Source organism: Serratia sp. D1N4, assembly GCF_054552755.1.
The window spans coordinates 4,326,233-4,350,000 of record NZ_CM137274.1 but is presented as its reverse complement, the minus strand read 5'-3'; the positions used below and the strand labels follow the sequence as shown (position 1 = coordinate 4,350,000).

The following is a 23,768-nucleotide window of genomic DNA, read 5'->3' as shown; positions in this document are numbered from 1 at the left end:
CTATTGCTTAAAATTTATGTTGGTATGCAATAGCCCTTGCTATGCATAACGAACCCGCTCCAATTGATTAAACATCCAGTGCTCCATTGAGTTAACATTTTGTTTTTAATATCAATAAGGCTAATGCCTTACTGATAAAGGTATGCCAGTCAGGTGGTCTAGTCAATATGCGATATGCAGGATTTTATTACCGACTCCCGATATTTTATACTTCGCCGCCTACAAGAAGTTTGAATTCTTTTGGGTATCCATCCATCAGTATTCACAAGTTTTATTGGTATAATAGTGGGTAAACTATGTGTAAAAATATTTATTATCTATTGGACTAACATTGTTAATAAATAACAACAGCTCGAACAGGGCAACGCCCGTTGCCCTGTTCGCCTGAATTACAGATGCGGAATATTCCGCCCGTAATAAATCTCCTGCATCTCTTTCCACAGCAGATCGGTGATCCTGTTACGTTCGGCGGTGCTGAGCTCTTCCGGTTTGGCATTGAACAGGTAGTGCTTCAGATCGAAATCCTTCAACAGCATCTTGGTATGGAAAATGTTTTCCTGATACACGTTCACATCCATCATGTGGTACAGCGACTTCATATCTTCCGACATAAAGTTCTGGATCGAATTGATCTCATGATCGATGTAGTGTTTTATGCCGTTCACATCGCGGGTAAAGCCGCGCACGCGGTAATCCATGGTGACGATGTCGGATTCCAACTGGTGGATCAGGTAGTTCAGCGCTTTGAGCGGCGAAATTACCCCACAGGTAGAGACTTCAATATCGGCGCGGAAGGTGCACAGGCCGCCTTCGGGATGGCTTTCCGGGTAGGTATGAACGCAGATATGGCTCTTATCCAGGTGCGCGACCACCGTTTTCGGCAGCGGGCCAGGATGTTCCGAGGTATCGACATCTTTAGGGTCGACCGGCTCCTCGCTCACCAGAATAGTGACGCTGGCACCCTGCGGTTCATAATCCTGACGCGCGATATTCAGAATATTGGCGCCAATGATCGAGCAGGTTTCGCTGAGGATCTCGGTCAGGCGGTTGGCGTTGTATTGCTCGTCAATGTAGGCGATATAGCCATCGCGGTCATCCGCGGTTTTGGCATAGCAAATATCGTAAATACAAAAACTCAGGCTCTTGGTCAGGTTGTTAAAGCCGTGCAGTTTTAGCTTATGCAATTAGGTTCACCTTCCTTATCTTCTCGCTTAACGTGTCACGTTCAGTGCGTTGAGCAAATACTGTGGCAGAGCGAAGCTGCCCACGTGAATTGCCGGGTTGTAGTAGCGGCAGTGTAAATCACTTTGAGCCACGCGCTGTTGCAGCGTAGCCACATCAAGCTGACGCAGTGCCGGGTTCTGGCTCGCCCAGGCAAAGGTCATGATACCGCCGTAATAGGTCGGGATCGCCGCCTGGTAGAAGCTGACATCGTTGAAATATTGGCTCAGTTTGGTATGGCTGTTGATCGCTTCATCCTGTTGCAGGAAGCAGACGCCGTTTTGAGCCACAAAGATACCTCCTTCATTCAGGCAGCGTGCGCAACCTTCATAGAACGCAGAGGTAAACAGGCTCTCGCCAGGGCCGATCGGGTCGGTGCAATCAGAGATAATCACATCGAATTTTTCAGCAGTCTGGGTCACAAAGTTGACGCCGTCATCGATCACCAGCTTGAAACGCGGATCGTCATAGGCACCGGCATGGTGATTCGGCAAGTACTGGCGGCAGAACTCGACGACACCGGCGTCGATCTCGACCATGGTGATCTGCTCAACACCCGTATGGCGGCTGACTTCGCGCAGCATGCCGCCATCGCCACCGCCGATGATCAGCACTTTCTTCGCCTGACCGTGCGCCAATAACGGCACGTGGGTCATCATTTCATGATAAATAAACTCGTCGCGTTCGGTGGTTTGCACCACACCGTCGAGCGCCATCACGCGCCCCAGCACCGGGTTTTCGAAGATCACCAGGTCCTGATGCCCGGTTTTTTCACGGAACAACACTTTCTCCACCGAGAAGTACTGGCCGAAGTTGGCATGTAACGTCTCGTACCAAATATCTTTCTGGGTCATGTTCGGGAAACTCCGTAAACAGCCATGAAAATGGGCGAAATATCATAGCTAACTCTGCCGGAGGATGCACGGCAGAATTCTGAATCGAGGGCGTTGAAAACAGGGGGATGTTTAATTCGCGTAAGCCAACAGACTCAGTGAGTCGCGGGCCAGAGACTTGCATTTGTTAGCGGTTGGGATAGCAATACCGCTGAGATCGCGATAGCTCTCTTCGCCCAGCATCTTCATATTAAAGCTATTGTAATTGCTCAAATCCCAACGATTCTGCTGAGCGAAATAGACAATCGCGCGTTTGATTTGCGCATTAGGCAATTCATTGTATCCGCACTCATTTTTAAGATAGACAAAAACCGCCGTCAGATCGGCCAGATCTTCTGCCTCAGATTCATTCAGCGCCAGACTGGTATTGGAAAAGCCCAGCGTGGCTAGCAAGAGCATCAATAACGTTGTTTTTTTCATCATAAAATAGACCTGTTCATTATTTACTGACGTTACCACACTTGCCTGCAAAGGCAGCAAATTTATTACTTATTCAGAGTATAACCAAAGTGCTTGGTACCGTAGTGGCATTGACAGCATCTTTAAATCTATTGCTTGACCTTCCTGCAGGGGGAGGGTTTAGGCTGCTGGCGTTGAGCTATCAATCACTGAAAAAATAGGGAGTCAGCGATGTTACGCCGTGATTTTATTAAATTGACCGCCGCGTTGGGCGCAGCCAGTGCCTTACCGTTATGGAGCCCTGCTGCCTGGGCAGCCGAACAACCCGCTTTGCCGATCCCACCGTTATTGCTGCCCGATGCGCAGGGCAAGATTGCACTGACGTTGCAGACCGGTGAAATGAACTGGTTGCCCGCCGCCGCGACTCGCACCTGGGGGATCAACGGTGCCTTGCTGGGCCCGGCGGTGCGTTTACAGCGTGGTAAACCGGTTACAGTAGATATCAGTAATAAATTGCCAGAAGCCAGTACCGTGCACTGGCATGGGCTGGTGATCCCCGGCGATGTCGATGGCGGCCCACAGGCGTTGATTCATCCGGGGAGCACGCGCACGGTGAATTTTACGGTCGATCAACCTGCCGCCACCTGCTGGTTCCACCCGCACACTCACGGCAAAACCGGCCATCAGGTGATGATGGGCCTGGGCGGATTGGTGCTGCTGGAAGATGATGAAAGCAGCCAGTTGCCGCTGCCGAAAACCTGGGGTAAAGACGATATTCCGGTGATCTTGCAGGACAAGCGCTTGGGGAAAGATGGCCAGATCGAATATCAGCTGGACGTGATGAGTGCGGCTATTGGCTGGTTTGGCGATCGCATGTTTACCAACGGTGCAGCATATCCGCAGCACGCTGCCCCGCGTGGTTGGTTGCGCTTGCGCTTCCTCAACGGCTGCAACGCACGCTCACTCAATCTGGCTACCAGCGATAACCGGCCTTTATATGTGATTGCCAGCGATGGCGGTTTCCTCGCTGAGCCGGTAAAGCTGAGCGAGTTGCCGATCCTGATGGGTGAGCGTTTCGAAGTGCTGGTGGATGCCTCTGACGGCAAGCCGTTTGATATCGTGACCCTGCCGGTGGTGCAGATGGGGATGACGTTAGCGCCGTTCGATCAGCCGCTGCCGGTGCTGCGCATTCAGCCTTCGTTGGCGCAGGGCGTGAAAGCCATGCCGGATAGCCTGGTAAAATTGCCCGCACTGCCAGCGTTAGCGGGCTTGCAAGATCGTTTGCTGCAACTGTCGATGGATCCAAAACTCGATACCCTGGGGATGCAGGCCCTGATGGATCGCTATGGTCACCAGGCGATGGCGGGGATGAGCATGGATCATGGCAACGCCGGCAAAGCTGACAGCAACAGTATGGCCGGGATGGATCATGGCGATATGAAAGGTATGGATCACAGCAACATGCCGGGGACGGATCACGGTAACATGGCCGGTATGAATCATGGTGAGAAAGCCTTTGATTTCAGCAATGGCAATATGATCAACGGTAAAGCCTTTGATATGGCCAAGCCGATGTTTACCACCAAGCGTGGTCAGTATGAGAAGTGGACCATCTCGGGTGAGGGCGACATGATGCTGCATCCGTTCCATATTCATGGCACCCAGTTCCGCATTCTGTCGGAAAACGGCCAAGCGCCAGCGGCGCATCGCGCAGGTTGGAAAGACACCGTGCTGGTGGAAGGCAAACGCAGTGAAGTGCTGGTCCGTTTCAACCATCTGGCCAATGCGGAGCATGCTTACATGGCCCATTGCCATCTGTTGGAGCATGAAGACACCGGCATGATGCTGGGCTTTAGCGTGACTGACTGATTTTAGAGCAAGCACGTGGCGATGCACTCGCGTCGCCACCGTCTGCCAGCTATGTTAAACTCTGCGCCTTTCTTCCGGCAACTGACCTGAAAACTATGAAACACACCGTAGAAGTAATGATTTCCGAGCAGGAAGTTAAGACCCGTATCGCTGAACTTGGCCGCCAGATCACCGAAGATTACCGCGACAGCGGCAGTGATATGGTGTTGGTCGGGTTGTTGCGTGGTTCTTTCATGTTCATGGCCGATCTGTGCCGCACGATTGAGGTGTCGCACGAGGTCGATTTCATGACCGCCTCCAGCTATGGCAGCGGTATGTCCACCACGCGCGATGTGAAGATCCTGAAAGATCTGGATGAAGACATTCGTGGCAAAGACGTGCTGATCGTTGAAGACATCATCGATTCCGGCAATACGCTGAACAAGGTGCGCGAGATCCTGGCGCTGCGTGGGCCAAAATCCCTGGCGATCTGTACGCTGCTGGATAAACCGGAGCGCCGCGAAGTAGACGTGCCAGTGGAATATGTCGGTTTCGCGATCCCGGACGAATTCGTGGTGGGTTACGGTATCGATTATGCTCAGCGTTATCGCCATCTGCCGTATATCGGCAAAGTAGTCTTGCTGGACGAATAACTGGCGCTTGCCCGGTTATTGAGGCAAGGCGCGGCAACCGCGCCTTGATGACAGGTTATAAGCCTTTGTCCTGCAACAGTGTGGCTATCGCCTTGCGGTAGCCCATCTCCAGGCTTTCGCGGCTGGTGGCAGTCACTTCCAAGTCGCGCAAGCGACCATCCTGAATCCCGTATACCCAACCGTGAATCATCACTTTCTGGCCGCGTTTCCAGGCGGACTGCATGATGGTGGAATGACCCAGGTTATAAACCTGTTCGATCACGTTGATTTCGCATAAAACATCCAGGCGCTGCTCTGGCTCCAGTTCGCCCAGTAGTGAACTGTGTTTGTACCAGAGATCGCGGATGTGCAGCAGCCAGTTATTGATCAAACCCAGTTCCGGGTTTTCTACCGCCGCTTCCACGCCCCCGCAGCCCAGGTGGCCGCAGATGATGATATGCTCAACTTCCAGTACGTCGACGGCATATTGCACCACCGACAGGCAGTTCAGGTCGGTATGGATCACCAGATTCGCCACGTTACGGTGCACGAACAGTTCCCCTGGTTCCAGGCCCGTCAGGCGTTCAGCGGGAACGCGGCTGTCGGAACAGCCAATCCATAAGAATCGCGGCTTTTGCGCCTGTGATAAACGTTCGAAAAAGCCGGGGTCTTCCTGATTGATGGTGTCGGACCAGGTATGGTTGTTGGCGATGAGCCTTTCGATTTCTTTCATGGCGGTTATTGGCCTGTAATGAACGAATTGCGTTGATGTAATATATGGCAAGCGTCACAATTTGGAAATCGGAACAGTGAGGCTAATTTTCCGCACGGATTCGACTCAGTAAGAATCCGGCTGATGATAAACTCGCTCTCATTGTCAGACACAGCAGCATACACATCTCCACAAGGTACTCTCTAACCTATGAATTATGCACTGGAAATAGCGCGATTGACCAAAACTTACGCAGGTGGCGTAAAGGCATTGCGCGGTATCGATCTGAACGTCGAGGCGGGGGATTTTTATGCCCTGCTGGGGCCGAACGGCGCCGGGAAATCGACAACCATCGGCATTATCAGCTCGCTGGTCAATAAAACCTCAGGCACCGTGAGAGTGTTTGGTTACGACATCGACAAAGATATCGTCAACGCCAAACGTCAGCTTGGGCTGGTTCCGCAAGAGTTCAACTTCAACCCGTTTGAAACGGTGCTGCAAATTGTGGTCAACCAGGCGGGTTACTATGGCGTAGAGCGGCGCGAGGCGCTGGTGCGTGCAGAAACATACCTCAATCAGCTCGATCTGTGGGGCAAGCGCAATGAGCGTGCGCGTATGCTTTCCGGTGGTATGAAACGCCGTCTGATGATCGCTCGCGCCCTGATGCACCAGCCGAAGCTGCTGATTCTGGATGAACCGACCGCCGGGGTGGATATTGAACTGCGCCGCTCCATGTGGGGGTTCCTGAAAGAGCTGAACGCCCAGGGCACCACCATCATCCTCACCACCCACTATCTGGAAGAAGCAGAAATGCTGTGCCGCAATATCGGTATTATCCAGAATGGTGAACTGGTGGAAAACACCTCAATGAAAGCGCTGTTGGCGAAGCAGCAGTCAGAGACCTTTATTCTCGATCTGGCGGCGAAAAGCCCATTGCCGAAGCTTGACGGTTACCCTTGCCGCTTGGCAGATACGTCCACCCTGGAAGTGGACGTGATGCGTGAGCAAGGGCTGAACGGTTTGTTCACTCAGCTGAGTGCGCAAGGCATTCAGGTGTTGAGTATGCGTAACAAGGCTAACCGGTTGGAAGAGCTGTTTGTCACCCTGGTTAACGGTAATGGGGAAATATCATGATGCATTTGTATTGGGTGGCGTTGAAGAGCATCTGGGCCAAGGAGATTAACCGGTTTACGCGCATCTGGATCCAGACTCTGGTTCCGCCGGTGATCACCATGACGCTCTATTTCATTATCTTTGGCAACCTGATTGGTTCGCGTATCGGTGAAATGCACGGTTTTGACTATATGCAGTTTATCGTTCCCGGCCTGATCATGATGGCGGTGATTACCAACTCCTATGCCAACGTGGCGGCATCGTTTTTCAGCGCCAAGTTCCAGCGCAATATTGAAGAGCTGCTGGTGGCTCCGGTTCCCACCCACATCGTGATCGCCGGTTATGTTGGTGGGGGCGTTGCGCGCGGCGTTTGCGTGGGTATTCTGGTGACGGTGATCTCGCTGTTCTTCGTTCCGTTGCAGGTACATGCCTGGTGGGTGATCGCAGTGACGCTGTTGCTGACGGCGATTCTGTTCTCTCTGGGGGGCTTGCTTAACGCGGTGTTTGCCACCACGTTTGATGATATCAGCCTGATCCCGACCTTTGTGCTGACGCCGTTAACCTATCTGGGCGGGGTATTTTACTCGCTGACGTTGTTGCCGCCGTTTTGGCAGGCGGTGTCCAAACTGAACCCGATCGTCTACATGATCAGCGGTTTCCGCTTCGGTTTCCTCGGTATTTCCGATGTGCCGCTGGTGTTTACCATGGCGGTATTGCTGGCGTTTATCCTGGTGTTCTATGCGCTGGCCTGGTATCTGATCGAACGCGGCCGCGGTCTGCGCTCCTAGTGGAAGCACGGTTTCCTCTCTCTTCCGCTTGCGGAGAGAGAGGTTTATTGATTTGACACAGCTACTAACGAAATCTATAGAATTGCATTAATAACCCTTTTCTCTCCGTTCTAAAAATCGTGCTATGCTGACGCTCCATATTTTCTCCATTTTCACTATGTACTCGTAAGCAGAGCAAATCATGCGGTCTCAACATAAGATAGCGGCGATGCTACTCGGCATTTTTATGTCGTTGATAGCCCCGGCAGCGTTGGCGAATTTGCTGTCGGAAGGCGGCGCTGTTAAACCTGAATACATGGAAGTGCAACGCGATAGCGAAGTTTATTCGCTGATCGGTGAGCATGTTATTCCGGTGGGTGAAGTGAAGCGGGGGCAACTGCTTAAAGTGTTTCCTGCGGTTGCGGAATACTATGAATTCAAGTTTGGTCACGGTACCGGTTTTATTGATAAAAATGACGTACGTGGCGTCAGCAAGCCGCGAAAAAAAATAAAGGACGACTTGGGGGAGCTGAATAAGCCGCTGACCAATCAGAATCTGATTACGCCACGGCCGATCAACGTTTACACCGCTGCTGATAATAAAAGTGAAATCTTCGGCGTATTGGACGAGAACCTGCGTTACCCGATCATCGGCAAGCTGAAAGACCCGTTGAATAACACCTGGTATGAAGTGAATATCGGCGAACGTCTGGGATATGTCAGTGAACTGGATGGTGAGATCGACACCGGGATCCCGGTACTGACTTATCACCATATGCTGAAGAACGAAGAGAACAAGCGTTTCCGCAATACGTCAACCACCACTTCAGACGTCGCATTCAGTAACCAGATGACCTACCTGAAGCAGGCGGGGTATGACACTATTTCTCTCTATCAGCTGGAAGCCTATCTGAATAATCAGATTAACCTGCCGGGCAAAGCGGTGGTGCTGACTTTCGATGACGGTTTGAAATCGGTGTATCGCTATGCCTATCCGGTGCTGAAAGCCTACGGCTTCCGTGCGACGGCGTTTGTCATTTCTTCGCGGATCAAACGTCATCCGCAGAAATGGAACCCGGATGCGTTACAGTTTATGAGCATTTCTGAACTGAAGGAAATTCAGGATGTATTTGATATCCAAACACATACTCATTTCTTGCACCGGCTGGACAACAAGCGTCGGCCAATTTTGCTGAGCCGTTCGCTGCATAACATTGAATTTGATCTTGAGCGCTCAAGGCGCGCGCTGTCGCAATTTAATCCGCATGTGCTGTACCTGGCGTATCCGTTTGGTGGCTATAACCAGAATGGTATTCAAGCGTCAAAAGATGCCGGGTTGCATATGGCGCTGACCACCGTGCAGGGAAAGGTGAAGCTCGGGGATAATCGATATACGTTGAAACGGTTATATATTCTGCGCACTGACTCTATTCCGACCATGGCAGAGCGGATTGCCAACAAGCCAGGCAAGCTGGTAACGCAATAAAGAAAACACCGGGTGCAGAAGCGCCCGGTGCTGTTTTATCCCTTAAGCTTAACGGCTTCAGGCAACCTGAACCGGCACCGCTTTGGCTTTGCGCTGTAGACGATTTTCGCCTTCAAAATAGGCGACTTTAGGATGATGTTGGCGGGCATCTGCGTCGCTCATCTGCACATAAGAACAGATGATCAGTTTGTCGCCCACGCAGGCGCAGCGGGCTGCGGCCCCGTTGACCGAGATGATACGTGAACCACGTTCAGCGGCGATGGCATAGGTGGAGAAACGCTGACCGTTATCAACGTTGTAAATATCGATGGCTTCATATTCCAGAATCCCTGCGGCTTCCAGAAAATCCTGATCAATAGCGCAGGACCCTTCATAATGCAAGTCAGCCTGAGTCACTTTCACTCGATGCAGCTTGCCTTGCAACATAGTACGTATCATGGCTTTACCTAACTGAATATCGGCCTTTTCAGGCGACCGGGGTTGAATATTCCTTGCAAGGTCTATCGTCACCAATAAACTCGCTCAGTCTACCGCTAACCAGCTAAAAACGGCAATGAGCGTACAAAAAATAGCTTAGAGAGTGAGATCAACCTGCTGATTATCGATCAGACGCGCTTTGCCTAGCCAGGCCGCCATCAGCACCACCGCACGGCGGCTTTCCACGTTGAGCGGTTGCAGGCTGTCGGCGTCACGGATAAACAGTTCGTCCGGCGTAAAACCGGCGGCGCGCAGCTGCTCTGCGGTCTGCTCCAGCAATGCGTCAATCTGGCGTTCACCGTTACTGAGTTTATCTGCCAGTTCATGCATGATCTTGCAGAGCTGGGGGGCGATTTTACGCTCTTCAGCACTCAGATAGCCGTTGCGTGAGCTGAGCGCCAGCCCGTCTTTGGCCCGCACGATCGGCACACCGACGATGTCGATGTCATAACCCATATCCGCGACCATTTTGCGGATCAGCGCCAGTTGCTGGTAATCCTTCTCGCCGAAGCAGGCCAAATCCGGTTGAACCAGGTTGAACAGCTTGCTGACGATGGTAGAAACACCGCGGAAATGCCCAGGGCGGCTGGCACCTTCCAGCATGGTAGAAATGCCAGGGACATCAACGTAGGTCTGATCGTGCAGCCCTTGCGGATAAACTTCCGCCGGTGCCGGGGCAAAAACCAGATCGACATTACGACGGTTCAGTTTTTCGCAGTCTTCCTGTAGCGTGCGCGGGTAACGGGCCAGATCGTTCGGGCGTTCGAACTGCATCGGGTTAACGAAAATGCTGACGATGACCACATCGGCACGGGCACGCGCCTCTTCAACCAGCGTCATATGGCCTTCGTGCAGGTTGCCCATGGTGGGCACCAGCGCGATGCGCTTGCCCTCCTGCCGCCAGCGCCGAATCTGTTGGCGCAGCAACAGCAGGGTTTCGATGATTACCATTCTATAACTCCTCGCTCTGCTCTAAACCGGCAGTAAGATCATGCTATTAATGAAAAGAGTGCTCTTCACCGGGATAGGTGCCTTGCTCGACTTCCTGAATATAGAGCTGCACGGCGCTGCGGATATCACCGCTCTGCGCCAGGAAATTTTTGGCGAATTTCGGCGTGTGGCTGCCGGTGATGCCCAGTGCGTCATGCATCACCAGAATCTGCCCGTCGGTGCCATTACCAGCACCGATACCGATCACCGGGATCGACAGCGCCTCGGTGATTTGGCGTGCCAGAGCGGCAGGAACGCATTCCAGCACCAGCAGTTGTATACCGGCCAGCTCCAGATTTTGCGCGTCTTCCAGCAGCTGTTTGGCCGCCAGTTCATCACGGCCCTGAACTTTGTAACCGCCAAAAACGTTAACTGACTGAGGGGTTAGGCCCAGGTGGCCACAAACCGGCACCGCACGTTCGGTGAGCATTTTCACCGTTTCGTACAGCCAACTGCCACCTTCCAGCTTAACCATGTTTGCACCGGCTCGCATCAGCTCGGCCGAACTGGCAAACGCCTGTTCCGGGGTGGCATAACTCATGAAGGGGAGATCGGCCAGCAGCAGGCAGGCTGGTGCACCACGGCGCACGGCACGGGTGTGATAGGCGACATCGGCGACGGTCACGGGCAACGTGGAGTCGTGGCCCTGCAACGTCATGCCCAGCGAATCGCCAACCAGCATCACTTTGATTCCTTGCTCTTCAAACAGCTGAGCAAAGCTGGCATCGTAGGCGGTAATGGTAGCAAACTTGCGTTGCTCCTGTTTCCACTGGCGTAAATGGCTCACGGTGGTGGGTTTCATCACAACGTCTCCTGAGAATAGCCGCGCAGCACAGGGCTGCGGTACGGGTGCAAAGTGCTGACATTCTACTGTAACCCTTCCGGGGTGGGTAGCACCGATCATGATGCTTAAGGGGTTCTTAAGAACCTTGTGATGTAATATACCCGCCATACTTCAAGTTGCATGTGCGTTGGCTTTCCTCACTCACCCCAGTCACTTACTGGTGTAAGCTCCTGGGGATTCGCTGCGTCGCCGCCTTCCTGCAACTCGAATTATGAGGGTATAGGCAGTAAAGCTAAAAGGGGAAAGCATGAGAATTCTGCTGATTGAAGACGATAAACTGATTGGTGATGGTATCAAAGCCGGGTTAACCAAGCTGGGGTTTAACCTGGACTGGTTCACCGATGGAGCGATCGGCAAAAATGCGCTGGAAAGTGCCCCCTATGATGCGGTGATCCTCGACCTCAGCCTGCCGGGCCTTGATGGGCTCGATCTGCTGCGCCAGTGGCGCCAGGCCGGGCATGACGTACCGGTATTGATTCTGACGGCGCGCGATGCCCTGGAACAGCGGGTTACCGGCTTGCAGAGCGGTGCAGATGATTACCTGTGCAAACCCTTTGCCCTGGCGGAAGTGGCGGCGCGTTTACAGGCGTTGATCCGCCGACGCCATGGCCAACTGACCCCGCAGTTGGTTCACGGTAACGTGGTGTTCGACGTGGCAGCTCGCGCGGTGAGCCACAACGGCGAGGCTGTGACGCTGACTCCACGTGAATTAGCAGTGCTCGAACTGTTTCTTAACAACAAAGGGCGAGTGCTGGCACGGCCATTGATTCAGGAAAAACTGTATAACTGGGACGATGACGTGAGCAGCAACGCGGTTGAAGTGCATATACATCATTTGCGGCGCAAGCTGGGCAACGGTTTTATTCGCACCGTGCATGGTGTGGGCTATACGCTGGGGGATGCGGAGTGAAACGCTTGAGCCTGCGATTGCGCCTGATCCTGATTTTCAGCCTGTTGGCGTTATTCACCTGGTGTTCTGCCAGCGTGGTGGCGTGGATGATGACGCGTAACAAGATTAACGAAGTGTTTGATACCCAACAGATGTTATTTGCCAAAAGATTGGCCACGACCAATCTGGGCGATCTGCTGGCTAATCAGGACGTACGCAGCCTGCCGAAGACCAAAAAAATCCTGCGTAATGGCAAACGTGGTGAACAGGAAGAGGATGCGCTGGCGTTCGCTATCTTCTCCCGCGAGGGCAGAATGCTGCTCAACGATGGTGAAAACGGCGAAGATTTTCTGTTTGATGGCGAGCATCAAGGTTTTATCGATGGCCAACGCAAGGGCGACGACGACAACTGGCGCCTGTTGTGGCTGACCAGCCCCGATGGACGCTACCGCATTGTGGTCGGCCAGGAGTGGGATTATCGGCGTGAGATGGCACTGGGGATGGTTACGGGGCAATTAATCCCCTGGCTGGTGACGTTGCCGCTGCTGATGCTGCTGATTGCCCTGATGGTTGGGCGCGAGCTGCGGCCGTTGAAAACCGTAGCCGCCAGCCTGCGCCAGCGGGCTCCTGATGATGCCAGCGCGCTGGATGGCCAGCAGGTGCCTACCGAAGTCCGCCCGCTGGTGGAGGCGCTTAACGCGCTGTTTGCGCGCATTAGCGCCATGCTGGTGCGTGAGCGGCGTTTTACCTCAGATGCCGCCCATGAACTGCGCAGCCCGCTGGCCGCGCTGCGGGTGCAGACGGAAGTGGTGCAGTTGGCGGGGGACGATGAGCAGATGCGGCAACATGCGGTGGAAAACCTGACGATCGGTATCGATCGCGCCACGCGGCTGGTGGATCAACTGCTTACGCTGTCGCGGCTGGATTCGCTTTCCGATCTGGGTGAATTTGAGCAGGTTGATTGGCAGCAACTGGTGCCGATGGTGCTGGCAGAACAGGACCGTTACGCTCATGCGGCAGGCGTCACGCTGCGTTATGAGCAGCAAGGGATACCGCAGCCGTTACCAGGCCAATCGCTGCTGCTGTCACTGTTGGTGCGCAATCTGGTGGATAACGCCGTGCGCTATACGCCCGCAGGCGGCACGGTCAGCGTCACGCTCGGTTCGCAGCAGTTACAGGTGGAAGATAATGGCCCAGGCGTAACGGTGGAACATCTGGCACGGCTGGGGGAGCGCTTTTATCGCCCGCCGGGGCAGGAACAGATCGGCAGCGGGCTTGGGCTATCAATAGTGCAACGTATTGCCAGCCTGCATGGCCTGCGGGTGCGTTTTGCTAATCGGGTTGAAGGGGGATTTTCTGTAACGGTACTGTTCTAGAGATGCCTGGTTATCGATGCCACAGTTCCATGCCGTTGTTTGGCACCCGTTTCAGGCAATCGGCCAGGGTTTCCCCGTCAGGGAAAACCAAGTCAGGTGCTATTTCGGCCAGCGGGTAGAGCATAAATTCGCGCTCTTTCAAGCCGTAATGGGGCACCGTCAGACGATCGGTATTAATCACCCGATCGCCATACAGCATAATATCCAGATCCAGCGTGCGCGGGCCCCAACGCTGATCCTTGCGCACGCGGCCCTGATTGCGTTCTATCGCCTGGGTTTCATCGAGCAGTTGTTCCGGTGGCAACAGAGTATCCAGTGCCACTACCGCGTTGAGAAAGTCCGGCTGGTTTTGTGGCCCCAGCGGCTTGGTGCGGTAAAACGACGAACAAACGATCAATCGGCTACGAGGAAGATGTTCCAACGCCTCCAGCGCAGTGCTCACCTGTTGCAGTGGCTGCGCCAGATTGCTGCCCAGCGCGATATAAACGCGGATCATCATGCCCCGTCTTTACCACTTGGAGCCCTGCGGCGCGGGCGGCGCGTACGTGTACGGCGTGGTGCCGGATCGTCACCCAAGGTGCTCAACATGTTTTTCTGCACTGCCGCAGTGGCATCCTGGAATTCATCCCACCATTCAGCGAGGCGCAGCATTTCCGGGTTGTTCTCTACTTGCGCACGCAGCGCCAGCAGATCGTAAGCCGCACGGAATTTAGGGTGTTCCATCAGTTTATGCGCACGCTTGCCCTGGCGGCGGGAAAGGCGCAGCTGCAATTGCCAGATATCGCGCACCATCGTGGTGATGCGCTTAGGGATGGCCAGTGAACGGCACTCTTCGTCCAGCACATCGTTCATGGCCAGCGCAAACGCGTCGTAGTAGGCCAAGCCACTTTCCTGTGCCAGTTTCTGCGCGTGCTCCAGCAGCGGATACCACAGCATGGCGGCAAACAGAAACGCCGGGTTGACGCGCATGTCGTTCTGCAGACGATGATCGGTATTTTTCAGTACCTGCACCAAAATGCGCTCCATCGGCGTGTCGTGATCCGGCGTAAAGTGCCGTGCGATCAGCGGGAACAGCGGTTGGAACAGCTGGTATTCACACAGCTTGAGGTAAGTCGGGTAACCAAAGCCGGACTGCAACAGTTTCAACGACTCTTCAAACAGGCGTGCGGGCGGGATCTCGTGCAACAGCGATGCTAAACGCGGGATCGGCTCGGCAGTTTCAGCGCTGAGGGTCATATCCAGCTTGGCGGCGAAACGAATGGCACGCAGCATGCGCACCGGATCTTCGCGATAGCGGGTTTCCGGATCGCCGATCAGGCGGATCACGCCCTGTTGCAGATCGTTCAGACCGCCTACGTAGTCACGCAGGGTGAAGTCCGCTACGCCGTAATACAGGCTATTGATGGTGAAATCGCGGCGCTGGGCATCTTCTTCGATCGAACCGAAGATGTTATCGCGCAGCAGCATGCCGTTTTGGGCCTGTTGTGATGAGTTCTTGTCTGATTCCGGAGTCTGTTCGTGATGGCCACGGAAAGTGGCGACTTCGATAATTTCCGGGCCGAACATCACGTGCGCCAAGCGGAAACGGCGGCCAACCAAGCGGCAGTTGCGAAACAGCTTGCGTACCTGTTCCGGCGTGGCGCTGGTGGTGATATCGAAATCTTTCGGTTTTTTGCCGAGCAACAGATCGCGTACGCCGCCACCGACCAGATAGGCTTCATAACCGGATTTATTCAGGCGATACAGCACTTTCAGCGCGTTCTCGCTGATGTCTTTACGTGAGATCGAATGTTGTGCGCGTGGGATCACGGTCATTGAGCGCGTTCCCTCAGCGGCAGGCAATGGCGGGCGTTTGTGCGCCGCCGGGCGGCGAGCAGAAGTCTCTCTACCGTTATTGGCAGTGCGCTGTGGCGCGGCTTGCTGCTGCTCTGCGGGGGTACTTTCTTCGCGGACTGGGTTTTTATCGTTGTCCGGCGCATCATCGCGGGTCAACTTGTCATCGCGGATTAGTACCTTACGGCAGAAATTGGCTACTCGGGTAAAAATGGTACACCTCGATAGTGACGGATCAAAATGGTGCTAACAAAAAAATAGCGGCTAATCATAGCTCACCATGGCTCCTTTGAGAATGCTGTTGTGTTTTCGTGCAGGGGAATGGCTAACCGGCGCGGCACATTCTCCCATTGCCAGTGTTGGATTGCCCAGCCCAATAATAACGGCAGATCAAGATCTTGCCAGCTTTCCGGCAGGGGCTGGTGCAGAAATTTCAGTGCTTCAACCAATGTTGGACGCGGATCGCCACTGGGCAGCGCCGGAGCGTGGTTCTGCTTCGACAGCTTAATCCCATTAGCGCCCAGCGCCAGCGGTAAATGGAGATAAGCCGGAACCGGCGCTTGTAACTGATGATAAAGCGCAATCTGGCGCACGGTGGGTTCGATCAAATCGGCCCCGCGTACGATCTCGGTCACGCCCTGGAAATGATCGTCGATCACTACTGCTAAATTATAGGCAAACAGCCCATCGCGGCGGCGGATGATAAAATCTTCCTGTGCCAATGCGGGATCTGCCTGCAATTCACCCTGCAACCGATCGTGAAACGCAAATACCGGCGCCGATTGACGTAAGCGGATCGCCGCACCCTGTGGGCCCAGTTGCAAACTGCGGCAGTGGCCGTCATACAAACCGCCAATCTGCTGGATACGGCTGCGGGTACAGGTGCAGTAATAGCTGAGATCCTGCTGCTGTAGCCAGTCAAGCGTTGCGCGGTAGGCTGCTTGGCGTTGGGATTGGTAGATGACCTGACCATCCCAGTGGAGGCCATAGTGTTCTAAGGCAGATAAAATACGGGCGGCGGCTCCGGCGACTTCACGCGGAGGATCGATATCTTCAATGCGTACCAGCCATTGCCCGCGTTGGGCACGAGCCTGGAGGTAGCTTCCCAGAGCGGCAATCAGCGAACCGAAGTGCAGATCCCCAGAAGGCGATGGGGCAAAACGCCCCACATAATGACTTTCTAACATATCAGAAGGGAGTGGTTCCCTTGGTTCTGTGCGGCGCGCGTAGTGAGCACGCGCCGCGAACGATAATAACTGCTTAGCCGGCCATCTGCTTTTCGCGGATTTCGGCCAGCGTCTTGCAGTCGATGCACAAATCGGCAGTCGGACGCGCTTCAAGGCGGCGAATACCGATCTCCACGCCACAAGATTCGCAGTAGCCGAAATCTTCGTCTTCTACTTTCTTCAGCGTTTTCTCGATCTTTTTGATCAGTTTGCGTTCACGGTCGCGGTTACGCAATTCGAGGCTGAACTCTTCTTCCTGCGCGGCACGATCGACCGGGTCTGGGAAGTTGGCAGCTTCGTCTTGCATATGCGAAACGGTACGATCTACTTCGTCCCTGAGCTGGTTGCGCCATGCTTCAAGAATGCGCCTGAAATGCGTCAGCTGAGCGGCGTTCATATACTCTTCGCCCGGCTTCTCTTGGTACGGCTCTACCCCAGCGATGGCGAGAATGCTCAAGGACGAGGTTTTACGGGTTTGCCCTTCTTGCATATTGCTTCTCCTACATACACACGCACTATACCCATCATCTATCAAGGTGCAGGAGTGTGGCTGCCTTCTTTCTCCCTGGTGACTTAGTGAACTAAGTCACCAGGGATTCGTTCAGTTGCCGCCTACCTGCATCTCAAATGCTATAGGGTATGTCGAATCCCCAATACGGGGGAAAAACAGGCCGCTATAAATAACAGAAGGGAAGGGGGATGGCAATTATTCCTGTCACCTGCTTGACAAGGGTGTGAAGGCAGGCGTATTTGCGACGCAATATCCAGCGATCAATTTATGACTACCTGGAATCGCTAATCGATAAAAAACGGTAATTTCCCGCAGAGAGAGATACCGTCAGGCGATAATGTTGCCCCATAACAAATCACTTCCACTCCTGCCTGCTGAACCTGCGCTAGTAGTGCCGCATAACGTGCATCTATGTGATGTGCCGGAGCGACCTGATCGATACCCGTGTGCAACACAGCAAAGAACAATATCGCCCGCTGGCCGTTTTCAACCACGCTTTGCAACTCCCGTAAATGCTTCTGCCCTCTCAGCGTTACGGCATCAGGGAAGTAACCACGTTGATGTTGCAATAGTGTGACTGATTTCACCTCAATATAGCAGTTAACCCGGTTTTCTGCCTGTAATAACAAATCGATACGGCTATTTTCGCTACCGTATTTGACTTCGCTGCTGATTTTACTGTAACCGGATAATTCATTGATTATATTCTGCTCGATCGCCTCGCGAACCAAGGTATTGGCTCGCAGGGTATTCACACAGATCCAGTCCCCTTGCTGAGTCTGCGTGAGCTCCCAACTGTGGGCATATTTGCGCTTGGCATTATCCGATGTGGAATACCAGATGGTGTCGCCCGGCGTGGCACAGCCGGTCATGGCCCCGGTATTGGCGCAGTGCAGGGTAAAGGTTTTGCCCTCGGGGGTGATGGCATCGGCCAGAAAACGCTTGTAGCGCTTAATCAGCGTGGCGGGCTTCAGGGGCGGTGTGAAGATCATGGATTATCCTGGTTATTAAGCGGCCACTGCGCCAACTGATGGTAGCGGGTGCGGCCATGCTCAACAGTTGACTGGTACAAAGAAAAATGGTCGGCGCTGAAGTTCCAACCCGGCGTAGACGGCGGAATGGCAACTGGCTGGGTTGCCGCACGCAATAAGGTGATATGCGGGTGAAACGGCAACGAGCTTTGATAGCAACCGCTGCGTGCTGCCTGCGAGCGCAGCAACTCTGCCAGTTGCAACAGCGCGCGCGGTGCTCGTTTGGTGCCGAGCCACACCACGCCGGGGCGCGGCCAGTGGCCGAGATCGTCAAGGCAGACGTTAAAGCCGGTTTGCCGGATGCGCCCGGCCAGCGTTTGCAGCGCCCGTTCTTTCTGCGTGCTGACATCGCCGAGAAACGCCAACGTCAGATGCAGATTGGCGGCGGCAACCGGGCGGCCATCTTCGGGTTGAAAAGCGTCGGCGCGCCAGCGGATCACCTGTTGCTGCAAGGCATCGGGTAACGACAGGGCGAAAAACAGGCGGCGCGAACTGGACATGAATCTCCGGTAAATAAATGAAACGCTGGGCGTAATGCTACAATGTGCGCCGTCCATTAACTACCCCATGGAGAGTTTTGTGTCTTCACTGCCCGTCAGCGCGGTTCTTGATGAGTTGCTCGCTGCATTGCAATCCGCCCCGCAGGTGCTACTGCATGCCCCAACCGGCGCAGGTAAATCGACCTGGCTGCCATTACAGATCCTGGCTAAAGCCGGGCTGCCGGGGCGCATCATTATGCTGGAGCCACGGCGGCTGGCGGCCAAAAACGTCGCTTACCGCCTGGCACAACAGCTTGGCGAAGAACCCGGCCAGACCGTGGGTTTCCGCATGCGTGCCGAGAGTAAAAGCGGGCCGCATACCCGGCTGGAAGTGGTGACCGAGGGCATTCTCACCCGCATGTTGCAGCAGGATGCTGAGCTGCAAGGTGTTTCGCTGATTATTCTCGATGAATTCCATGAACGCAGCCTGCAAGCCGATCTGGCTTTGGCACTGTTGCTCGACGTGCAGCAAGGGCTGCGTGACGATCTGAAATTGCTGATCATGTCGGCAACGCTGGATAACGCGCGCCTATCCCAACTGCTGCCGGAGGCACCGGTGGTGGTATCCGAAGGGCGCAGCTACCCGGTCGAACGTCAGTATCAACCGCTGGCCAGCCATCAGCGGTTGGAAGATGGCGTTGCCACGGCGGTGAAACGTTTGTTGGCTGAACAGCCCGGTTCGTTGCTGCTGTTCCTGCCCGGCGTCGTGGAGATCAACCGCGTGCTGGAGCGGCTCACCGGTGAGGTGGCAGCCGATACCGACCTCTGCCCGTTGTACGGCGCATTGCCGCTGGCACAGCAGCAAAAAGCGATCCAACCAGCGGTCGCTGGGCGGCGTAAAGTGGTGCTGGCAACCAACATTGCTGAAACCAGCCTGACGATCGAAGGCATCCGGCTGGTGGTCGACAGCGGCCTGGAGCGGGTGGCGCGTTATGACGTGCGTAACGGTCTGACTCGGCTGGTGACGCAGCGGATCAGCCAGGCGTCGATGATCCAACGCGCCGGGCGTGCCGGGCGCTTGGAGCCGGGCATCTGTTGGCACCTGTTTGCCAAAGAGCAGGCGGAACGTGCAGCGGAGCACGCGCAACCGGAGATACTGCAAAGCGATCTCGCCAGCTTTTGGCTCGAACTGTTGCAGTGGGGCTGCGTGGATGCCGAACAACTGACCTGGCTCGATCGGCCACCCACGGTGGCGCTGGCGGCGGCACGCCGTTTGCTGCAAACCCTCGGTGCCATCGATGGTGCTGAAAAGTTAACCAGCAAGGGCCGTCAGATGGCCGGGTTGGGCTGTGAGCCACGCTTGGCGGCCATGCTGTGCGCCGGAGCGGCTTTGGGGGCCGATGGTCTAGCGACGGCGGCGATGCTGGCAGCGCTGTTGGAAGAGCCGCCGCGTAATGGGCAGATGGACATTAGCTATTGGCTGAGCCGCCCGCAGCCGCATTGGCAACGCCGTGCTACCCAACTTAGTAAGCGCTTACCACAAAAAGCGGGGCAGATTGATGCCGATCTGGCGGCCCCACTGTTAGCGCAGGCGTTTGCCGATCGTATTGCTCAGCGGCGCGGGCAGGATGGTCGCTATCTGCTGGCCAATGGAATGGGGGCGGCGATGAATCAGGACGAAGCGCTGTCAAGAACCCCCTGGCTGATTATCCCCAGCCTGTTGCAGGGCCATAACAGCCCGGATGCCCGTATCCTGCTGGCGCTGCCGGTCGACATTGACGCGCTGGTGGCCCAGCTACCCGCGATAGTCAGCAGCCAGACGGCGGTGGAGTGGGATGAGGAGAAAGGCTCGTTGCGCGCCTGGAAGCGCCAGCAGATTGGCCGCTTAACGCTGCGTGCTCAACCCTTGGCGAAACCGGCCGATGAGGAGTTGCAACAGGCGCTGATTAACTGGGTGCGGGCGCAGGGTTTGGCTGTGCTGAACTGGAGCCTTGCCGCCGAACAGTTGCGGCTGCGCCTGCAATGCGCACAGCGTTGGCTGCCAGAGGCGGTATGGCCGGCGGTGGATGATGAATCCTTGCTTGATACGCTGGAAACCTGGCTGTTGCCTTCGCTGAGTGGTGTGCGCGATCTGCGCGGGCTTAAGCAGGTCAATATCGCCGAAGCGCTGGGCCGCCTGCTGAACTGGCAGCAAAAACAGCGGCTGGATCAGGCGTTACCCACGCATTACACCGTACCGACCGGCAGCCGCCTGCCGATCCGTTATGATGCCGACAATCCTCCGGCTCTGGCGGTGCGTTTACAGGAGATGTTTGGTGAACAGCGCAGCCCGATGCTGGCAGAAGGCCGCATCGCGGTGGTGCTGGAGTTACTCTCGCCTGCGCGTCGGCCGTTGCAGATCACCGGCGATCTGGCGGCCTTCTGGCAAGGAGCCTACCGCGAAGTACAAAAAGAGATGAAAGGGCGTTACCCCAAGCACTCATGGCCTGTTGATCCTTTGGCTACCCCACCGACTAAAAAGTGAATTGCCCTGGGTTTTTGGCGAGTGTTAACTCCATCAACCCAGGCAGCCTGTCTCTGTTAATGCACCGCAGCGCCATCTTTGGCGTTAATTAGCCATGTCCCTGCCTGGTCAATAGTGAACTGTTTCTGATACTGATATTGCGCGGTACGAACTTCTGCCTGGTACTGGCCAGCGGCCAGCTTCAGATAAACGAGGCCGTTTTCGTTCGGCGTAACCTTCTGCTGTTTGCCATTAATGCTAAGTTGTTCATCCGGTTGCAGTTTGAAATACACCACGGCAGTCGATGCCGGTGCGGCAGGTTCAGGCGCCGTAGGTGCTGGCGGTTGTGGTTCTGCAACGGGGGTGGCTGGCGTAGGGGTTGCTACCGTTATGGGAGCCGTGGATGGCTCACTCCTCAACCAGAGGATGAGCCCGGCGAGTAACACGACAACCACAGCTGCGCCGACCATCAGTGGGCGAAAGCGCTTGCTGCTGCGGGGAGGGTGATCGGCAACTGCTGTTTGCACTTTGGCTGCGGGCATCGGGCTGGCTGCGGCAGCTTGGGTGCTGATGATTTCATTTTCGCTGGCGATCGACAGGTGCAAGCGCTCCGCCATTTCACCAATGGTTTGCGGCCGATCTTCGGGCTTTAACAGCAATGCCCGATCGATCGCATCCAGCAGATCTAACGAGTACCCTTTCGGACGGCGCTCAGTCAGCGGTTGGTAGTGATCTTCGATGCTGCGCACCACGCTGACGGGAGGAGGTGCATCCACGATCAGCGTATGCAGAACTGCGCCGAGGGCATAGATATCGGACCACGGCCCCTGCTCACCATCGCTATTCTCAGTGTATTGCTCAATCGGGGCAAAGCCGGGTTTGAGCATGATCTCGGTTTGGTCCGACAGGTTACCGATCTCTTTGCGGGCAGAACCGAAATCCAGCAACACCGGCAACTGATTTTCCTGGATCTGGATATTGTCCAGCGAGATATCGCAGTGCAGATAACCTTCCTGGTGGATCGCGTTGATTGCACTGAGCAAGCTGGGCAGCAAATTGCGGATCCAGGTTTCGTTGATCTGCTCTGGATACTGAGCCTTGAATTTTTTCAGCGTGGTTCCGGTATAAAACTGTGTCCCGATGTAGGCGGTGCCATTTGCCTCCCAGAAACGCAGGACGTGGAGCAGGGCCGGATGTGAAAAACGTGCGAGCAAGCGCGCTTCTTGAATAAAGCTGTTCAGCCCGGCTTGAAAAGTGTGGCTAAAGCGCTCACTGCGCAGGCTGAGCGTGAGATCTTCATTGCGTGTAACCAACGTCGAGGGGATGTACTCCTTGATGGCGACAATGCGCTCTAGCTGGTGATCGTAGGCTCGATACACGATGCCAAAACCACCTTCACCAATGACTTCCTTGATCTCAAATTCATTGAAACGATAACCGATGGGCAAGCTGTTTGAATTGGGTTTTATTGTTTCGTGTCCTGACATAATAACGATTCTCTGTAATCAAGGCTGGCTGATGTTATGCCTGAAATGGGCAGTTAACCCCGTGGTTCTGCATTGAAATATCAATGAGCATCGTCCTTAACGGACAGATAACTGCCGCTGGCAGGATCGGCGCGCTCAACGGCCAGGGTTTCCACCAGACGGAACGTGAGAGACATTCCCTGTGCGTTGATCAAGGGCCGCCAGGTCTCGCGGGCGTAGGCGACTTTCTGGTCGACTTCTGCCTGGGTGGCCGCTTGCTCGCGCGGCATTTCAATAATCACTTCTCCCTGAAATGCCCAGGCGTGTAGCTGTGGGTTAAAGGGCAGCACCAGGGCACTGTCCGCGGCGCTCAGGATCAGGCGTTGGGCATTGGCACTGACCACATTCAGCGGGCGATCGTCTGGGGCGATCTTGAGCAGCGGATACCCTTGATAAAAGGTGATGTTGTAGGTTTGTGGAATGCCTTCCTGCTGAAGAACTATCGTGCCAAGGCCGTTCAGGAAGCCGCTGCTATCACAACGCAGCTTGTCAGTGCCGGGCACCGATAGGGTGCTGTCACCGGCCTCGCCGTTCCAAAAGGTACGGAACTGGCAGCCGGATGGCAGTTCAAAAGATGAAATCGTATCTTGCGTGGCTAAAGGCGACGTCACCGCAACCGCGGCGGGAATCGTGGGGCCAGACGGGCTTTTTGCCTTGGGCGGCTGGATTATTGGCTGCCAGTGTTGGCTTTTTTTCGCGCTGCCCGAGGCGATCTCATTGCCCTGTGTGTCGGTCAGCAGCCAAGGGAGTTGTGCCACCTTAGGGCACTGTTTTTCTACTAGCGTCCCCACCCGCGGCAGGAAATCAGCCAGCACCTGGGCATCGGTTTTCTGCGCTGAAGTAATGCGCAGTGGGATGCTTTTGGCACACCAGCTTGCCGGGGTGCTGTTTTTGACATTATCGATAAAAACTTCAAGTTTCAGGCTTGGGGAGTGTACCAACTGATAATTTGCCGCCTGTGCAGCAGGGACTATCAGCAGAGCAAGTATCCTGGGTATCCAATATTTCATAG

The 23,768-nt window shown here is 54.9% G+C and carries 23 protein-coding genes; 8 read left to right on the top strand and 15 right to left on the bottom strand.

Annotated elements, in window-relative coordinates; translation table 11 throughout:
• Nucleotides 1-389: 389 nt before the first annotated feature.
• From speD to ACX1CU_RS19510, 3 genes are all read right to left on the bottom strand, one after another.
• Nucleotides 390-1,184 carry an adenosylmethionine decarboxylase gene (speD, locus tag ACX1CU_RS19520; RefSeq protein ID WP_459399881.1) on the bottom strand — a complete coding sequence of 265 codons (795 nt, stop codon included), beginning with the start codon at nt 1,182-1,184 and terminating at the stop codon, nt 390-392.
• Between the two features lie 27 nt (nt 1,185-1,211).
• A complete protein-coding gene (gene speE, locus ACX1CU_RS19515; protein ID WP_459399880.1) occupies nt 1,212-2,075 on the bottom strand; it encodes a polyamine aminopropyltransferase in 864 nt (287 codons plus the stop codon).
• Between the two features lie 111 nt (nt 2,076-2,186).
• Complete coding sequence (locus ACX1CU_RS19510) at nt 2,187-2,534, bottom strand: YacC family pilotin-like protein (protein WP_459402865.1); 348 nt, start codon at nt 2,532-2,534, stop codon at nt 2,187-2,189.
• A gap of 210 nt (nt 2,535-2,744) precedes the next feature.
• On the opposite strand from ACX1CU_RS19510, the gene cueO reads away from it, so the two are divergent.
• The gene (cueO, locus tag ACX1CU_RS19505) at nt 2,745-4,382 is read left to right on the top strand and encodes a multicopper oxidase CueO (RefSeq protein WP_459399879.1); all 1,638 of its coding nucleotides are present in this window, start codon (nt 2,745-2,747) and stop codon (nt 4,380-4,382) included.
• Between the two features lie 95 nt (nt 4,383-4,477).
• On the top strand, nt 4,478-5,014 hold the full coding sequence (gene hpt / locus ACX1CU_RS19500; RefSeq protein WP_459399878.1) for a hypoxanthine phosphoribosyltransferase: 537 nt from the start codon (nt 4,478-4,480) through the stop codon (nt 5,012-5,014).
• Between the two features lie 55 nt (nt 5,015-5,069).
• Here the strand turns inward: hpt and can are convergent, their stop codons facing one another.
• Nucleotides 5,070-5,726 (bottom strand): carbonate dehydratase, encoded by a 657-nt coding sequence (can, locus tag ACX1CU_RS19495; RefSeq protein WP_459399877.1) that lies wholly within the window; start codon nt 5,724-5,726, stop codon nt 5,070-5,072.
• Between the two features lie 189 nt (nt 5,727-5,915).
• Here can and ACX1CU_RS19490 point away from each other — a divergent pair, with 189 nt between their 5' ends.
• The 3 genes from ACX1CU_RS19490 to ACX1CU_RS19480 all read left to right on the top strand — a co-directional run bounded on the left by ACX1CU_RS19490 (nt 5,916) and on the right by ACX1CU_RS19480 (nt 9,071).
• Nucleotides 5,916-6,839: an ABC transporter ATP-binding protein gene (locus tag ACX1CU_RS19490; RefSeq protein ID WP_459399876.1), complete on the top strand. Its 924-nt coding sequence runs from the start codon at nt 5,916-5,918 to the stop codon at nt 6,837-6,839.
• The gene (locus tag ACX1CU_RS19485; RefSeq protein ID WP_459399875.1) at nt 6,836-7,606 is read left to right on the top strand and encodes an ABC transporter permease; all 771 of its coding nucleotides are present in this window, start codon (nt 6,836-6,838) and stop codon (nt 7,604-7,606) included. Before ACX1CU_RS19490 ends, ACX1CU_RS19485 begins: the two co-directional genes overlap by 4 nt.
• Nucleotides 7,607-7,787: 181 nt before the next feature.
• The gene (locus ACX1CU_RS19480) at nt 7,788-9,071 is read left to right on the top strand and encodes a polysaccharide deacetylase family protein (protein WP_459399874.1); all 1,284 of its coding nucleotides are present in this window, start codon (nt 7,788-7,790) and stop codon (nt 9,069-9,071) included.
• A gap of 57 nt (nt 9,072-9,128) precedes the next feature.
• On the opposite strand, the gene panD is transcribed toward ACX1CU_RS19480, so the two are convergent.
• From panD to panB, 3 genes are all read right to left on the bottom strand, one after another.
• Nucleotides 9,129-9,509, bottom strand: a complete 381-nt coding sequence (panD, locus tag ACX1CU_RS19475) for an aspartate 1-decarboxylase (protein WP_459399873.1) — start codon at nt 9,507-9,509, stop codon at nt 9,129-9,131.
• 135 nt (nt 9,510-9,644) lie between these two features.
• A complete protein-coding gene (gene panC, locus ACX1CU_RS19470; RefSeq protein ID WP_459399872.1) occupies nt 9,645-10,499 on the bottom strand; it encodes a pantoate--beta-alanine ligase in 855 nt (284 codons plus the stop codon).
• A 46-nt stretch (nt 10,500-10,545) separates the two neighbouring features.
• Nucleotides 10,546-11,340 (bottom strand): 3-methyl-2-oxobutanoate hydroxymethyltransferase, encoded by a 795-nt coding sequence (panB, locus tag ACX1CU_RS19465; protein WP_459399871.1) that lies wholly within the window; start codon nt 11,338-11,340, stop codon nt 10,546-10,548.
• 289 nt (nt 11,341-11,629) lie between these two features.
• Between panB and qseB the strand changes: the two genes are divergently transcribed.
• Together qseB and qseC are read left to right on the top strand one after the other, a co-directional pair.
• A complete protein-coding gene (gene qseB, locus ACX1CU_RS19460) occupies nt 11,630-12,292 on the top strand; it encodes a quorum sensing response regulator transcription factor QseB (protein WP_459399870.1) in 663 nt (220 codons plus the stop codon).
• Nucleotides 12,289-13,647, top strand: a complete 1,359-nt coding sequence (qseC, locus tag ACX1CU_RS19455) for a quorum sensing histidine kinase QseC (protein WP_459399869.1) — start codon at nt 12,289-12,291, stop codon at nt 13,645-13,647. The genes qseB and qseC overlap by 4 nt, the downstream gene beginning before the upstream one ends.
• Before the next feature lie 10 nt (nt 13,648-13,657).
• On the opposite strand, the gene folK is transcribed toward qseC, so the two are convergent.
• The 6 genes from folK to thpR form a co-directional block, all read right to left on the bottom strand.
• Complete coding sequence (folK, locus tag ACX1CU_RS19450; RefSeq protein ID WP_459402864.1) at nt 13,658-14,143, bottom strand: 2-amino-4-hydroxy-6-hydroxymethyldihydropteridine diphosphokinase; 486 nt, start codon at nt 14,141-14,143, stop codon at nt 13,658-13,660.
• The gene (pcnB, locus tag ACX1CU_RS19445; RefSeq protein WP_459402863.1) at nt 14,143-15,693 is read right to left on the bottom strand and encodes a polynucleotide adenylyltransferase PcnB; all 1,551 of its coding nucleotides are present in this window, start codon (nt 15,691-15,693) and stop codon (nt 14,143-14,145) included. Before pcnB ends, folK begins: the two co-directional genes overlap by 1 nt.
• Nucleotides 15,694-15,755: 62 nt before the next feature.
• Nucleotides 15,756-16,667, bottom strand: coding sequence for a tRNA glutamyl-Q(34) synthetase GluQRS (gluQRS, locus tag ACX1CU_RS19440; RefSeq protein WP_459399868.1), 912 nt, complete (start codon nt 16,665-16,667; stop codon nt 15,756-15,758).
• A gap of 73 nt (nt 16,668-16,740) precedes the next feature.
• Nucleotides 16,741-17,196, bottom strand: a complete 456-nt coding sequence (dksA, locus tag ACX1CU_RS19435; RefSeq protein WP_459399867.1) for an RNA polymerase-binding protein DksA — start codon at nt 17,194-17,196, stop codon at nt 16,741-16,743.
• A 305-nt stretch (nt 17,197-17,501) separates the two neighbouring features.
• A complete protein-coding gene (gene sfsA, locus ACX1CU_RS19430; RefSeq protein WP_459399866.1) occupies nt 17,502-18,209 on the bottom strand; it encodes a DNA/RNA nuclease SfsA in 708 nt (235 codons plus the stop codon).
• Nucleotides 18,206-18,748, bottom strand: coding sequence for an RNA 2',3'-cyclic phosphodiesterase (thpR, locus tag ACX1CU_RS19425; RefSeq protein WP_459399865.1), 543 nt, complete (start codon nt 18,746-18,748; stop codon nt 18,206-18,208). The genes sfsA and thpR overlap by 4 nt, the downstream gene beginning before the upstream one ends.
• A 67-nt stretch (nt 18,749-18,815) precedes the next feature.
• On the opposite strand from thpR, the gene hrpB reads away from it, so the two are divergent.
• Complete coding sequence (gene hrpB, locus ACX1CU_RS19420) at nt 18,816-21,251, top strand: ATP-dependent helicase HrpB (RefSeq protein ID WP_459399864.1); 2,436 nt, start codon at nt 18,816-18,818, stop codon at nt 21,249-21,251.
• A 56-nt stretch (nt 21,252-21,307) separates the two neighbouring features.
• Here hrpB and ACX1CU_RS19415 read toward each other — a convergent pair whose 3' ends face one another.
• Complete coding sequence (locus ACX1CU_RS19415) at nt 21,308-22,717, bottom strand: serine/threonine protein kinase (protein ID WP_459399863.1); 1,410 nt, start codon at nt 22,715-22,717, stop codon at nt 21,308-21,310.
• Between the two features lie 80 nt (nt 22,718-22,797).
• A complete protein-coding gene (locus ACX1CU_RS19410) occupies nt 22,798-23,766 on the bottom strand; it encodes a type VI secretion system-associated protein (RefSeq protein ID WP_459399862.1) in 969 nt (322 codons plus the stop codon).
• Between the last annotated feature and the right edge of the window lie 2 nt (nt 23,767-23,768).

Excerpts from the sequence above, each read along its gene's own strand:
- speE (WP_459399880.1), bottom strand. The coding sequence starts at position 2,075 with ATGACCCAGAAAGATATTTGGTACGAGACGTTACATGCCAACTTCGGC.
- ACX1CU_RS19510 (WP_459402865.1), bottom strand. The coding sequence starts at position 2,534 with ATGAAAAAAACAACGTTATTGATGCTCTTGCTAGCCACGCTGGGCTTT.
- cueO (WP_459399879.1), top strand. The coding sequence starts at position 2,745 with ATGTTACGCCGTGATTTTATTAAATTGACCGCCGCGTTGGGCGCAGCC.
- hpt (WP_459399878.1), top strand. The coding sequence starts at position 4,478 with ATGAAACACACCGTAGAAGTAATGATTTCCGAGCAGGAAGTTAAGACC.
- can (WP_459399877.1), bottom strand. The coding sequence starts at position 5,726 with ATGAAAGAAATCGAAAGGCTCATCGCCAACAACCATACCTGGTCCGAC.
- ACX1CU_RS19490 (WP_459399876.1), top strand. The coding sequence starts at position 5,916 with ATGAATTATGCACTGGAAATAGCGCGATTGACCAAAACTTACGCAGGT.
- ACX1CU_RS19485 (WP_459399875.1), top strand. The coding sequence starts at position 6,836 with ATGATGCATTTGTATTGGGTGGCGTTGAAGAGCATCTGGGCCAAGGAG.
- ACX1CU_RS19480 (WP_459399874.1), top strand. The coding sequence starts at position 7,788 with ATGCGGTCTCAACATAAGATAGCGGCGATGCTACTCGGCATTTTTATG.
- panD (WP_459399873.1), bottom strand. The coding sequence starts at position 9,509 with ATGATACGTACTATGTTGCAAGGCAAGCTGCATCGAGTGAAAGTGACT.
- panC (WP_459399872.1), bottom strand. The coding sequence starts at position 10,499 with ATGGTAATCATCGAAACCCTGCTGTTGCTGCGCCAACAGATTCGGCGC.
- panB (WP_459399871.1), bottom strand. The coding sequence starts at position 11,340 with ATGAAACCCACCACCGTGAGCCATTTACGCCAGTGGAAACAGGAGCAA.
- qseB (WP_459399870.1), top strand. The coding sequence starts at position 11,630 with ATGAGAATTCTGCTGATTGAAGACGATAAACTGATTGGTGATGGTATC.
- folK (WP_459402864.1), bottom strand. The coding sequence starts at position 14,143 with ATGATCCGCGTTTATATCGCGCTGGGCAGCAATCTGGCGCAGCCACTG.
- gluQRS (WP_459399868.1), bottom strand. The coding sequence starts at position 16,667 with ATGTTAGAAAGTCATTATGTGGGGCGTTTTGCCCCATCGCCTTCTGGG.
- dksA (WP_459399867.1), bottom strand. The coding sequence starts at position 17,196 with ATGCAAGAAGGGCAAACCCGTAAAACCTCGTCCTTGAGCATTCTCGCC.
- sfsA (WP_459399866.1), bottom strand. The coding sequence starts at position 18,209 with ATGATCTTCACACCGCCCCTGAAGCCCGCCACGCTGATTAAGCGCTAC.
- thpR (WP_459399865.1), bottom strand. The coding sequence starts at position 18,748 with ATGTCCAGTTCGCGCCGCCTGTTTTTCGCCCTGTCGTTACCCGATGCC.
- hrpB (WP_459399864.1), top strand. The coding sequence starts at position 18,816 with ATGGAGAGTTTTGTGTCTTCACTGCCCGTCAGCGCGGTTCTTGATGAG.
- ACX1CU_RS19415 (WP_459399863.1), bottom strand. The coding sequence starts at position 22,717 with ATGTCAGGACACGAAACAATAAAACCCAATTCAAACAGCTTGCCCATC.
- ACX1CU_RS19410 (WP_459399862.1), bottom strand. The coding sequence starts at position 23,766 with ATGAAATATTGGATACCCAGGATACTTGCTCTGCTGATAGTCCCTGCT.